This window comes from Kitasatospora sp. NBC_00458 (genome assembly GCF_036013975.1).
Taxonomy (GTDB): Bacteria; Actinomycetota; Actinomycetes; order Streptomycetales; family Streptomycetaceae; genus Kitasatospora.
On record NZ_CP107904.1, the window covers coordinates 7,549,032 to 7,561,145 of the forward strand.

Consider the following 12,114-nt stretch of genomic DNA (forward strand, 5'->3'; position numbering starts at 1 on the left):
TCCGCTATTGTCGAGCGGGTAGTCCGAGCCCCCGACCGGGGCTCCCGAAGGCCGGAGAGGACCCGCTGCATGTCCACCGCACTGCCCGAACGGGACGGTTTCGACGCCGTCGTCACCCTCGACCGGCGCGAGGGCCCCTTCGGGGAAGTGGTGCTGCGGCAGCGCGGGCGCCACTACGAGATCATCGCCAACGGCTGCTTCCTGATGGACACCGCCGACGGGCGCTCCGAGCGGCTGCTGGTCCAGGCGGCGCTGGACGAACTGGACCGGACCGGCGGGGTGGACCGGCCTGCGGTGCTGATCGGCGGGCTCGGGGTGGGCTTCTCGCTGGCCTACGCGGCGGCCGAGCCGCGATGGGGGCGGATCGCCGTCGTCGAGCGGGAGACCGCGATCATCGACTGGCACCGGACCGGGCCGCTCGCGGCGATCTCGGCCGGCGCGCTGGGCGACGGGCGGGTCGAGGTGCTCCACACCGACCTGCTGGAGTACCTCGCGGCGGCGGACGGCGCGCGCTACCACGCGCTCTGCCTCGACATCGACAACGGACCCGACTGGACCGTCACCGACTCCAACGCCGGACTGTACGGCGCGGACGGGCTGGCCGTGCTCCGGTACCGGCTGGAGCCGGGCGGGGTGCTGGCGGTCTGGAGCGCGCAGCCGTCCCCGGCCTTCGAGGAGGCGCTGCGCGCGGCCGGGTTCCTGGACGTCGTCACGCACGAGATCCGGGTGGCCCGGGGCGTTCCGGACGTCGTGCACCTGGCCCGCCGCGCGCGGTGAGCGCACGACGGGCCAGGCGGGTCTGAACCGGCCTGTCGGGGCAGGCCGTCGTCCGGTTACTTCAGGCCGTTGTCCACCGCGGCCATCAGCTCGCCGTTGGGCGTGTCACCGTCGAAGGCCCAGATCATCGCACCGGCCAGCCCCTGGGACTTGATCCAGGCGGTCTTCCGGGCGATCTCGGTCGGGTCGTCGTAGCTGTAGAAGACCGAGCCGTTGTAGATGTAGGCGTAGCCGGCCACCGGGTCCCGGTAGATGGTGTAACCACCGCTGGTGGCCATCTGCTTGAGCTTCTTGTAGTCCTCGAACCCGGCCTCGTAGGTGCCCGGGCCGGGGCCCGTCGCGGTCTGGAAGAGGCCGTTGGTGGTGCCGCGCGGCACGCCCGTCCAGCCCCGGCCGTAGAACGGGATGCCCAGTGTGAGCTTGCTCTTCGGGGCGCCGCCGTTCACGTACGCGCCGATCGCGATCTCGGAACTGAACTGCCGTGCGGGCGGGTTCGGGTCGCCGGCCGCGACCTTGATCGCGGACTGCTGGTTGGTGACCATCTCCCAGCCGCCGTGGTAGTCGTAGCCCTGGATGGTGGCGAAGTCGAAGGCGCCGAACAGGCCGGGGATGTCGATGCCGGCGGTGATCTTCGCCGGGTCGGCCGGGAGGAAGGCGCTCAGCGTGTAGTGCTTGGCGGTGGTGGCGCCGAGCGCGTCCAGCTGGCGGCGGAACTCCTGTGCCAGCAGGGTGTAGTTGGCCTTGTCGGCGGGCCGGAAGATGTTCCCGGTGTGCCCGTCGGAGTTCGGCCACTCCCAGTCGAGGTCGATGCCGTCGAAGATGCCGGCAGCGCTGCCCGCACCGCCGCGGCCGTCGATCACCGGCAGGTTGCCCTTGATGTACATGTCGATGCAGGAGCTGACCAGCGCCTTGCGGGAGGCGTCGGTGGCGGCCGCGTCGGAGAACCACTTGCTGTACGACCAACCGCCCAGCGAGATCTGGATCTTGAGGTTGGGGTACTTGGCCTTGAGCTGCTTCAGCTGGTTGAAGTTGCCGGCCAGCTTCTGGTCCCAGGTGTCGGTGGTGCCGGCCACCGAGCTGCCCGCGTCCCAGCCCTTGCCGAAGTCGGCCCAGGCGTCACCGGCGCCGTCACCCGCGTTCGGGTCGTTGTCCGGCCCGGCCGCCTTGTTGGTGATGAAGCACTGCTTGGTGCTGGGGTGGATGTTGGCGAAGGCGTAGTTGAGCGTGGTGAGTCGGCCCGCCGAGCCCGAGGTGTCGAGCTGCTTCACGCTGTACCCGCGGGCGTAGATGCTCCACTGGGTGAAGTAGCCGATCTTCAGCGTGCCGGGGTTGCTGCCGCCGGGCTTGGTCTTGCCGGTCACCGGGCCGGAGGCGGGCGAGACGTTGCCCGCCGCGTCGCGGGCCTTGACCGTGAAGGTGTACTCGGTGTCGGGCGCCAGGTTGCCGACGGTGGCGCCGGCGCCGGTGACGGTCGCGGCCAGCGTGCTGCCGGTGTAGACGTCGTAGGCGGTGACGCCGACGTTGTCGGTGCTGGCGGCCCAGGTCAGCGAGACCGAGTTGGCGTCCGAGCCGGTCACCGTGGGGGTGCCCGGGGTGGTCGGCGCCTGCTTGTCCTCGACCGGCGGCAGGGTGGTGGCACTGACCGGCCCGGCCGCCGCCGAGCGGTTGCCCGCCGCGTCGAAGGCCTGGACGGTGAACTGGTAGGCGGTGCCGGCGGTCAGGCCCTGCACGGTGGCGGCCGTGGTGGCGCCGTCGGTGGTGGCCACCTTGGTGCCGTCACGGTAGACGTCGTAGCCGGTGACGGCGACGTTGTCGGTGCTCGCCGTCCAGGTCAGGCCGACCGAGGTCTGGGTGATGTCGCCCGCCTGGAGGCTGCCCGGGACGGTCGGCGCGGTCTGGTCCCCGCCGCCGGTGCCGTCACACGGCTGACCGTTCAACTTGCAGTTCAGCAAGGGCTTGTAGGCACCCGAGTAGGCGATGTTGAAGCCGACGTTGTAGGTGCCGCCGACCGGCAGGGTCGACGCCCAGCCGGGGTTCTTCACCGTGACGTGGGAGGCCGAGGTGGTGTACGTCGCGTTCCAGAGGCCGGCCACGGTGTTGCCGGTGGGCAGGTCGAACTCCAGCGTCCAGCCGTTCAGCGGGGCGCTGGAACCGTTGGTGATGGTGTAACTGGCGTCGTAGCCGGTGCCCCAGTCGCTGCCCTTGGCGAAGGTCGCGGTGGCGGACCCGGCGACGGCCTCGGCCGAGCGGGCGTTGGCGATGGTGGCAGGGAGGGCGGCGGCGAGCAGCGGGACGAGCAGTGTCCCGGCTGCGAGCAGCGGCAGGCTGATCCGACGTCTGCGCATGGATAAGGCTCCTGTCCTGGGGTCCCGGGGCAGGCCCGGACGCCCCGTTACCCGTGGGGAGGTGTCAGGTGCGTGGAGCAGCGTGCTCCGGCCATGGGGGCGGCGCGGAACCGGAGACCTCGGGCCGTCGGGGTGCCGCGGAGGATCCTGTGCCGAGAGTAGGGAGCAGATCGGCAACTGGCAATAGGTCTGTACCAGTTGTCGATCGTGAGCATGACGGGCCGCTAGGGGGAGCCCAGTTGACCTGGGGCTTCGCCAACTGCCGCTCGGTGGAATCCTGTTGCGGTCGGAGCCGGAGCCGGAGTCAGGCCGGGATTCAGGGCTGGAGCGAGGGCCGGATCCGGAGTCGGGATCGGAGCGGGTGTCGGAGCGGGTGTCGGAGTGGGAGTTCGTGCCGGGGCCGGACCCGGCGGGGCGGCACCGGTGCGGTCGGACGGCGCCGGCCGCCGCTCCGGGAGGCGGGAGCGGCGGCCGGGGTGGGTGCCGGTGCGGCGGGGCGGCGTCGGGCTCAGCCGAACGGGCCGGTCTCGGGGGCGGCTCCCGGCGGCGGCGCGGGGCGGTCCTCCGGCTGCGGCGCGAACGGGTCGAAGTCCGGCGGCGGGACCATCACCGGGGTGCCTTCGGGCCGCGGCCCGGGCTCGCCGGTGCCCCCGGCGGGCGCCCCGGAGGGCGCGGCCGGGACCGGGACGGTCGGCGGCCCCGCGGGCGGCGGGGGGACGGGTGCGGGCCGCTGCGGGGCGGTGGTGCCGTACGGGTCGCCGGGGTGGTCGGCCGCGGTCACCGTCCCGAAGGGGTCGGCGACCGGCGCCGGGGTGGGCGGGCCCGCCGGGAGGTACGGCGCGGGCGGTGCGGCGGGCTGCGGTGCGGCGGGCTGCAGGGCGAACGGGTCGAAGTCCGGGGGCGGGACCGCCACCGGGGTGCCCTTGGGCCCGGGCGGCGGGGCGGCGCCGTCACCGTGGCCGGCGATGTCGGCGTGACCGTGACCGGTGCCGCCGTCCGGGCCGGTCGTGCCGCCGGTGCCGCCGGTGCCGCTCGTGTCGGCGGGGACGAGGATCGGCTGGGCCGGGGTCGGGTCGGCGACCGGTGCGAAGGGGTTGAAGTCGGCGGGCGGAACGCGCACCGGGGTCCCCCGGAGGTGGACCGGCAGCGGGGTGGCGTCGACGGGGGCCGGGTCGGCGGCGGGCGCGGCCGCCGCCGGGTGCGTCGGCGTCGCGGGGTCGACCGGGTGCGTCGGGACGCCGTGGGCCGGGGCGGGCGCGGCCGGCGCGCCGTGCACGCCGTCCCAGCCGAACTGCACGCTCTTCAGCAGCTCGGCGAAGACCTCCGTGTACAGCTCCCAGTCCTGCGGCTGGGCGGTGCTGAGCTGGACGCAGAGCACCGAGGCGCCGTCCGGCAGCGGGACGAACGCCTCCACCACCGAGGTGACCGCCCAGCGGCGCACCCCGTCCGCGGCCAGCGGGCCGGGCACCGGGACGCTTCGGCCCTCCACCAGCACGGCGGCCGGCCCGGCGGGCAGCAGCACCGTCCAGACCTCGGCGTGCCGGCGCACGGTGGCCAGCTCGGTGGCCAACCCGGTGATCGGCAGCGGGTGCCGGGCGAGCGAGACCACCAGGGTGGCGTCGGCGGGCCGGCCGTCCACCTGGAGGGCGCAGACGCCCGCGTAGACGGCGCCCGAGGCGGTCACCGCGTCCGCCAGGGCGGCGGCGATCACCGCGAAGTCGCGGCGGGCGGCCGGACCGGCCCCGCTGAGCAGCTCCTCGGCGGTCTCCGCCAGGTGCGCGGTCAGCTCGGCGGCGGCGGCGCCGGTGGCCGGGTCGACGCCCCGGACGGCTGGGACCCCGCCGCCCGGACCGGTGGGCACGGTGCGGGCGGAGACGCCGGGCGGCCCGCCCGGGGAGGTGAGCGGGTGGAAGCCGGGCGGGACGACCAGGCGGACCTCGGAGCCGGCGCCGGTGGCGAGCTCGACCGGTTGCCGGGTCTGCTGTCCGGCGGCCAGCGCGGCCAGCGCGGTGGTGAACGGCGGGCGGAGCTTGGGGTCGGCGGGCTCGCCGGTCACCGGGAGCTCGAACCGGTCGGCCGTCAGGGCGCCGTGGGCGCCGGGCGCCGCGCCGCGGACCGGGCCGTCGGCGCCGTAGCGGGCCAGGAGTGCGCCGGTCGCCAGCGCGGAGACCGCGGCGCCGGTGCCCGGGCGGGCCGTTCCGGCGGTGACCACGGTGCCGAGCCGGCCGACGGCGGTGTGCACCGGGCCGTTGGGCGCGAGCGGCAGGTCGAAGAGCGCCTCGGCGGCCGGGTGGACGGCCGTCCGCAGGGCGGTCAGCGAGGCCGCCGGGTGGCGTGAGGTCCGGGCGTCGAAGAGGGCGTCGGTGAGTGTTCCGAGCGTCGCGGAGACCCGCTCCGCCGCCGCGAAGGGGTTGGCCTCCACGCTGAACTGGCCTTCCTGGGTCAACTGTTGAGCCCCCCGCTCTGCTCGGTGTGCGTTCGGTGGTCCGGGGATCGGAGCCCGGGGGGTGACCGGCGGGCCGTCAGATCCGTGCACATTCCTATCAGAGGCCGCCGACGTGGCAGAACCTGCCGGCAGGGCGCGTCTCGGCGCCGGGCCGCACCCGCGGCCGGTCGGCGGGCCACCGGTGGTCCGTCAGCGGCCCGGCCCGCCGGTGGGCCCGTCGGGGAGTCCGCCGGGGAGTCCGCCGGTCGGCCCATCGGTCGGCCCGTCGGCGGGGGACGCTCCGGCGGGGGGCTCCTCACCGGCGGGGGGCGGGGCGTCGGGTGCGACGGCCAGGGCGGTGACCGCCTCGGCGAGGCCCGGAACGGCGAACAGCCCGGCCAGGTCGCGGACCAGCAGCCCGGTCGGGCCGTCCGGGCGCTCGTCGGCGAAGAAGCCGGCCAGCTCGGCGGCGAGCGCGGGCTCCCGGGCGGCGGTCAGGGTCAGCGCGGCGACGAACTCCTGCACCAGGTGCAGCTGGAGCTCCTCCAGGGGCACCGAGCGGTCCGCCAGCCACTCCAGCGAGGTGATCTCGGCGTTGGCGATCCAGGCCCGGACGGTCAGCCGCAGGCCAGGCCCGGGGGAGGGGAGCGCCAGGTGGCCGAGGATCTGGTCGTGCGCGGCCCGCCGGACCTCGTCGATCACCGCGGAGGTGTTGGTGCTGGCCGCCACCGAGCCGCCGCGCAGCAGTGCTGCGAAGCCGGGGCCGTGGCTCTGCACGAAGTCCAGGTAGCGGCCCATCACCCGGTGGAGGCGTTCGGACAGCGGGCCCTCAGCGGGCTCCTCGAACCGGGCCGCCAGCTCCCGGCCCGCGCGCCGCAGCGACTCCTCGTACAGGGCCTGCTTGCCCGGGAAGTAGTGGTAGACCAGCGGCCGGGAGGCGCCGGCGGCGGCCGCGATGTCGTCGATCGACACCTCCTCCGGCGGACGGAGGCTGAACAGCTCCAGCGCGACCGCGATCAGCTGCTCGCGCCGCTCGTCCACGCTGAGGCGCCGGCGCGTCCGCTCGCCGCCCCCGCGCGCGGGACGCTCCGCGCGCTCGGCGGGCCGGGTGGGTCCGGCGGGCTCCGTGCGCGCCGCGGGCTGCGGGCCTTCGGGCCGTTCCGGACCCTCCGGTCGTTCCGAGCGTGAGGGCGCGGGGGAGGGGGCCGACGGCGTGCGGGATGCCATGCGCGCCACCCTATCCGGCGTCACCCGGCATAGTGCTCCAGGTAGCGGCGGTACGCCTCGCGGCCGTCCGGCACGAACTCGTCGCGGGCCAGGCGGTCCGCCAGCTCCTCCGGGGTCAGCCAGGCGTGCCAGCCGACCTCCGACTCCTGCGGCGACACCGGGCCGTCCCACTCGGCCTCGTACACGTCGGACCACCAGGAGAGGCCGTCGCCCCGGAACAGGAACCGGAACAGCGGGCGCGGGACGATCCCCTCGACGCCCAGCTCCTCCTCGGCCTCCCGGACGGCGGCGTCCCCGTACGCCTCGCCGGAGCCCACCACTCCGCCGACGAACATGTCGTGGGCGCCGGGGGCGAACAGCTTGGTCTCGGTGCGCCGGTGGACGAAGATCCGCCCGGCCGGGTCGCGGACCAGCACGAAGACGCACCGGTGGATCAGCCCCTCCCGGTACACCTCCCCCCGTGTGGCGGTCCGGATCACCCGGTCGTGCTCGTCGACGACGTCCAGCAGCTCTTCGGCAGGGTTGCTCATGACCGACAGGTTAGGGTTTCCGGGCGGTGCACGGACATACGATCGAATCGAGGGCGGCGCGCGGTGGTGGAGATCTGGGGCGAGACGGCCGAGGGCTTCGAGCCGGTACGGGACGCCTTCGCGCACAACTTCCGGGAGTACGGCGAACTCGGCGCGGCCTTCGCGCTCTACGTGCGCGGCCGCAAGGTGGTCGACCTGTGGGGCGGCGACGCCAGGCCCGAGGTCGGCGGGCGGCCCGCGCCGGCCGTGCCGTGGACCGCCGACACCGCGCAGGTGCTGCGCTCCGTCACCAAGGGGCTGACCGCCGCCACCGCGCTGCTGCTGGCCGACCGGGGGCAGCTCGACCTGGACGCGCCGGTGGCCGAGTACTGGCCGGAGTTCAAGGCCGAGGGCAAGGAGCGGGTCCCGGTGCGCTGGCTGCTGTCGCACCAGGCCGGGCTGCCGGCGCTGGACGTGCCGCTGCGCCTGGAGGACGTGCTCACCTGGGAGCGGGCGGCGGCCGCGGTGGCCGCCCAGGCGCCCGCCTGGGAGCCGGGCACCGCGCACGGCTACCACCCGTACACCTTCGGCTGGCTGGTGGGCGAGGTGGTGCGGCGGGTGAGCGGCCGGACGGTCGGCCGGTACTTCGCCGAGGAGGTCGCCCGGCCGCTCGGCCTCGACCTGTGGATCGGGCTGCCGTCCGGCGCCGCGCCGCGGGTGGGGCGGTTGGTCGACCTGCCGGCGCCGGTGGCCGCCAGGACCGGGCCGAGCGGGCTGCGGCTGCGGCCCAAGCAGGCGGTCCGTGACGCGTACCAGGACCCGACCTCGCTGACCGCGCGGGCGTTCGCCTCGGTGCGGCCCGGGGTGGACCTCAACGACCCGGCGGTGCAGGCCGCCGAGATCCCCGGCGCGGGCGGGATCGGCACCGCCCGCTCGCTGGCCCGCTTCTACGCGGCGCTGGTCGGCGCGGCCGACCGGCACGGCGGCAGCGGCGGCACGCTGCCGCCGCTGCTCGGACCGGAGGTGCTGGCCCGCGCGGTCGGGCCGGTGGTCAGCGGCCCGGACCGGGTGCTGATCGTCAACTCCACTTTCGGGCTCGGCTTCTTCCGGCACGGCCCGACCGCGCTGATGACCTCGCCGGCCGCCTTCGGCCACCCGGGCCGGGGCGGTTCGCTGGGCTTCGCCGACCCGGACCTCGGGATCGGGTTCGGCTACGTGACCAACGGCATGCAGCCCGGTGTGACGGGGGACATCCGGTCCCGCACGCTGATCCGGGCGGTGCGGGGCTGCCTGGGGCTGTCCTGAACGGGCCCGGGGCCGACCGGAGCGGGCCCCGGGCCGTCCTGGGCGGACATCAGGCCTGGCCGGTCTCGAACCGGCTGATCCGGCCGCCGTCGACGGTGAACCGCCAGGCGGTGCGCATCTCGCCCCAGGTCTCGTTGCTGTAGTTGGCGAGCAGGGCGCGGCCGCCGTCGGACTCGGACTGGACGTCCATGTGACCGCGACTGGTGAAGATCTCGCGGTCGATCCAGTCCTGCAGGTCCCGGTCGTTGCCGTCGTCGGACATGGTCGCGTCGGGCGTGAGCAGCGCGACGAAGGCCGCGCGGTCGCCTGAGTTGATCGCCGTGACGGCGGCGCGCACGGTCGGGTCGGACAGCTTGGCGGTGGCGATGGTCATCCGGTCTCCCAGGGGTGAAGGGTCGGTACCTCCTGTTTAGGGCGTCGGCCGGGACTCGCCGGGCATGTCGTCGGCGCGTCGAGGCTTTGGAGGGATTCATGTGCTTAGATCCCGATACGGGTGATTTGCCCCTCGGGGTGCCCGGCTGAGCCACGGGGAGTGGCGTACGGAGTGGGAAGTCGGCCGGACCGGCTTCCCACTCCGCGTTTCCCCGGGGGCCGCGGGCCGGCACGGGACCGACCGGGGCCGGGTCTCGGGGCGGGCCCTCAGAACAGGCCCTGGGCCTCCTGCGCGTAGCTGACCAGCAGGTTCTTGGTCTGCTGGTAGTGCTCAAGGACGGCCTTGTGGTTCTCCCGGCCGATGCCCGAGTTCTTGTAGCCGCCGAAGGCCGCGTGTGCCGGGTAGGCGTGGTAGCAGTTGGTCCAGACCCGGCCGGCCTGGATGGCGCGGCCGGCCCGGTAGGCGGTGGTGCCGTCACGGGTCCAGACACCGGCGCCGAGCCCGTACAGCGTGTCGTTGGCGAGCGCGATCGCGTCGTCGAAGTCCTCGAAGCGGGTGACGGCGACGACCGGGCCGAAGATCTCCTCCTGGAAGATCCGCATCCCGTTGACGCCCTCGAAGACGGTGGGCGTCACGTAGTAGCCGCCGGCGAGGGAGCCGCCGAGGTCGGCCCGCTCGCCGCCGGCCAGCACCTTGGCGCCCTCGGCCTGGCCGATCTCGATGTAGGAGAGGATCTTGCGGAGCTGCTCGGCGCTGGCCTGGGCGCCGACCTGGGTCGCGGTGTCCAGCGGGTTGCCCTGGCGCATCGCGCGCACCCGCTCCAGGCCGTCGGCGAGCAGCCGGTCGTACACCGCGGACTCGACCAGCGCCCGGCTCGGGCAGGTGCAGACCTCGCCCTGGTTGAGGGCGAACATCGCGAAGCCCTCGACGGCCTTGTCGTAGAAGGCGTCGCGCTCGGCGGCGACGTCGGCGAAGAACAGGTTGGGGCTCTTGCCGCCGAGCTCCAGGGAGACGGGGATCAGGTTGCCGCTGGCGTACTGGGAGATCAGCCGGCCGGTGGTGGTCTCGCCGGTGAAGGCGATCTTGCGGATCCGGTCGCTGGAGGCCAGCGGGCGGCCGGCCTCCAGGCCGTAGCCGTTGACCACGTTGAGCACGCCGGGCGGCAGCAGGTCGGCCGTCAGTTCGGCCAGCAGCAGGACCGAGGCGGGGGTCTGCTCGGCGGGCTTGAGCACCACCGCGTTCCCCGCCGCCAGGGCCGGGGCGAACTTCCAGACCGCCATCAGGATCGGGAAGTTCCACGGGATGATCTGGCCGACCACGCCCAGCGGTTCGTGGAAGTGGTAGGCGACGGTGTCCTCGTCCAGCTGGGAGAGGCCGCCCTCCTGGGCGCGCAGCGCGCCGGCGAAGTAGCGCAGGTGGTCGACGGCGAGCGGCAGGTCGGCGGCCAGGGTCTCGCGGACGGGCTTGCCGTTCTCCCAGCTCTCCGCGACGGCGAGCCGCTCCAGGTTGTGCTCGATCCGGTCGGCGACCCGCAGCAGGACCTGGGCCCGTTCGGCGGGCGGGGTGCGGCCCCAGGCCGGGGCGGCGGCGTGGGCCGCGTCGAGGGCGGCCTCGATGTCCTCGGCGGTGCCGCGGGCGACCTCGGTGAAGACCTCGCCGGTGACCGGGCTGGGGTTCTCGAAGTACTGGCCGAGGACCGGCGGCGCCCATCGGCCGCCGATCCAGTGCTCGTAGCGGGGGCGGTAGCTGACGACGGATCCGGGCTGGCCCGGGGGCAGGTAGACCGGCATGCTCTGGTGCCTCCTCGCTGTCGGGGCACCGCCGCGGCGCGCGGGCCGGGCGGTGCGCCGGGCGGCCAAGGGGGGCGGCCCGGCGGGAGTACGGACGCACATGCGGGTCGGGCGCCCCTCGCCGGGGCACCCGCCGGGCAGCACCCTAACCCGGCGGGCCCGGTCCGGCTACGGTCCGTACGGCGGGGATCGACGCAGGGTGGTGGTTTCCGGTCGATCCCGGCCGGCGGACCGGCGGCGGGCGGCGGCTCCCGTCAGGCGGACTGGTAGCGGCCGGTGCGGCGCTCCCAGCTCAGGTAGCCGGCCAGCCAGGTGACGAGGCCGTCGGCGTACCGCTGGGCGAGGAGCCGTTCGACCCGGGCGAGGCCGAGCTCCCGGTGGACGTCGGGCAGCCGCTCGTAGAGCCCCCGGCAGCGTTCGACCATCAGCTGCGCCTCCTCCATCACCACGGCGCAGGCCTCCTCGGCGGAGCAGTTCCGCTCCCGCTGCACGATCATCACCAGGTTGTTGACGTCGCCGCGCGGTGCCTCCAGCGGGAACGACCGCACGTCGTTGGTGAGGGAGGGGATGTCGGCGGCGAGCTGGCGGAGCTGGCGCAGCACCGGGTGGTGCAGGACGGCCGGCGGCACCTCGAAGTTCCCGAGCCGTTCGACCATGTCGAAGATGGTCTCCATGGCGGCGGTGCCGCGCCGCAGGACCAGGTACCCGTCGCGGTCCGGGGGGCGCGGGGAGATCCGGCCGGCCGCCTCGGCGGGGTGACTGGCCAGGTACCACTCCCAGTTGTACGCGGCGCGCGCCTGCCAGCGTGCGGGCATGCCGCGGGCGCTGCGCTCCCAGAGGTCGGCGAACGCGGTCTCGACGGCGGAGTCCTGCCGGGGGCGTGCGCCGTGCAGGACGTCGATCAGCCGGTCGCAGATCGGCGCGACCTCGGTGGGCCGGCGGCCGAGGGGTCCGTCGAACTGGTCGTCGAACAGGAAGTAGAAGCCCATCAGGTCTGCGGCCAGGGCGAGTTCCTCGGGACCGGTGTCGGGGTAGCCCAGGGCGGCGAGGTCGACCACGTCCCAGTGCGCGTACGACGGATGGGTGGGGTCCGGCAGCAGCGGGTGGCGGGTGAGCCAGGCGCGGTGCAGTTCGGTGGCGTACGGCCCGTGCGGGCTGCGACGGTGCGGGAACGGAATCTGAAGTGAGGTGTCGTCAGACATCGGACTCCCGGGGCGGCGATGGGTGGGGGTGCTGGCGTTACTGGTAGTGCCTGTGGGGGAGTTGGGGGAAGCGGCCGTGCGGGGAGGTGCTGATGTGCCATGATCAACTGGCTACGCGGGGCGTAGAGTATCTGATGCAATGATCCGACGTTAGGGATATA

Annotated in this window: 9 protein-coding genes; 2 read left to right on the forward strand and 7 right to left on the reverse strand. The window is 74.5% G+C overall.

The genetic code is table 11. The features are described from left to right. Nucleotides 1-69: 69 nt before the first annotated feature. Complete coding sequence (locus tag OG550_RS30845) at nucleotides 70-777, forward strand: spermidine synthase (protein WP_327683078.1); 708 nt, start codon at nucleotides 70-72, stop codon at nucleotides 775-777. Between the two features lie 56 nt (nucleotides 778-833). Here the strand turns inward: OG550_RS30845 and OG550_RS30850 are convergent, their stop codons facing one another. The 4 genes from OG550_RS30850 to OG550_RS30865 form a co-directional block, all read right to left on the reverse strand. Next, the gene (locus tag OG550_RS30850) at nucleotides 834-3,122 is read right to left on the reverse strand and encodes a glycoside hydrolase family 18 chitinase (RefSeq protein WP_327683080.1); all 2,289 of its coding nucleotides are present in this window, start codon (nucleotides 3,120-3,122) and stop codon (nucleotides 834-836) included. A 508-nt stretch (nucleotides 3,123-3,630) separates the two neighbouring features. Then, nucleotides 3,631-5,568 carry a hypothetical protein gene (locus OG550_RS30855; RefSeq protein WP_327683081.1) on the reverse strand — a complete coding sequence of 646 codons (1,938 nt, stop codon included), beginning with the start codon at nucleotides 5,566-5,568 and terminating at the stop codon, nucleotides 3,631-3,633. A 189-nt stretch (nucleotides 5,569-5,757) separates the two neighbouring features. Then, entirely contained in the window at nucleotides 5,758-6,588 is an 831-nt protein-coding gene (locus OG550_RS30860) for a TetR/AcrR family transcriptional regulator (protein ID WP_442906106.1), read from the reverse strand. Nucleotides 6,589-6,794: 206 nt separating this feature from the next. Continuing rightward, the gene (locus tag OG550_RS30865) at nucleotides 6,795-7,304 is read right to left on the reverse strand and encodes an NUDIX hydrolase (RefSeq protein ID WP_327683083.1); all 510 of its coding nucleotides are present in this window, start codon (nucleotides 7,302-7,304) and stop codon (nucleotides 6,795-6,797) included. A 63-nt stretch (nucleotides 7,305-7,367) separates the two neighbouring features. Between OG550_RS30865 and OG550_RS30870 the strand changes: the two genes are divergently transcribed. After that, entirely contained in the window at nucleotides 7,368-8,588 is a 1,221-nt protein-coding gene (locus OG550_RS30870) for a serine hydrolase domain-containing protein (RefSeq protein ID WP_327683085.1), read from the forward strand. A 49-nt stretch (nucleotides 8,589-8,637) separates the two neighbouring features. On the opposite strand, the gene OG550_RS30875 is transcribed toward OG550_RS30870, so the two are convergent. The 3 genes from OG550_RS30875 to OG550_RS30885 form a co-directional block, all read right to left on the reverse strand. Beyond that, nucleotides 8,638-8,961: a nuclear transport factor 2 family protein gene (locus tag OG550_RS30875; RefSeq protein WP_327683087.1), complete on the reverse strand. Its 324-nt coding sequence runs from the start codon at nucleotides 8,959-8,961 to the stop codon at nucleotides 8,638-8,640. A 266-nt stretch (nucleotides 8,962-9,227) separates the two neighbouring features. Continuing rightward, on the reverse strand, nucleotides 9,228-10,751 hold the full coding sequence (gene exaC / locus OG550_RS30880) for an acetaldehyde dehydrogenase ExaC (protein ID WP_327683088.1): 1,524 nt from the start codon (nucleotides 10,749-10,751) through the stop codon (nucleotides 9,228-9,230). A 254-nt stretch (nucleotides 10,752-11,005) separates the two neighbouring features. After that, nucleotides 11,006-11,953: a terpene synthase family protein gene (locus tag OG550_RS30885; RefSeq protein ID WP_327683090.1), complete on the reverse strand. Its 948-nt coding sequence runs from the start codon at nucleotides 11,951-11,953 to the stop codon at nucleotides 11,006-11,008. Nucleotides 11,954-12,114: the final 161 nt, after the last annotated feature.

Excerpts from the sequence above, each read along its gene's own strand:
- OG550_RS30845 (WP_327683078.1), top strand. The coding sequence starts at position 70 with ATGTCCACCGCACTGCCCGAACGGGACGGTTTCGACGCCGTCGTCACC.
- OG550_RS30865 (WP_327683083.1), bottom strand. The coding sequence starts at position 7,304 with ATGAGCAACCCTGCCGAAGAGCTGCTGGACGTCGTCGACGAGCACGAC.
- OG550_RS30885 (WP_327683090.1), bottom strand. The coding sequence starts at position 11,953 with ATGTCTGACGACACCTCACTTCAGATTCCGTTCCCGCACCGTCGCAGC.
- exaC (WP_327683088.1), bottom strand. The coding sequence starts at position 10,751 with ATGCCGGTCTACCTGCCCCCGGGCCAGCCCGGATCCGTCGTCAGCTAC.
- OG550_RS30875 (WP_327683087.1), bottom strand. The coding sequence starts at position 8,961 with ATGACCATCGCCACCGCCAAGCTGTCCGACCCGACCGTGCGCGCCGCC.
- OG550_RS30850 (WP_327683080.1), bottom strand. The coding sequence starts at position 3,122 with ATGCGCAGACGTCGGATCAGCCTGCCGCTGCTCGCAGCCGGGACACTG.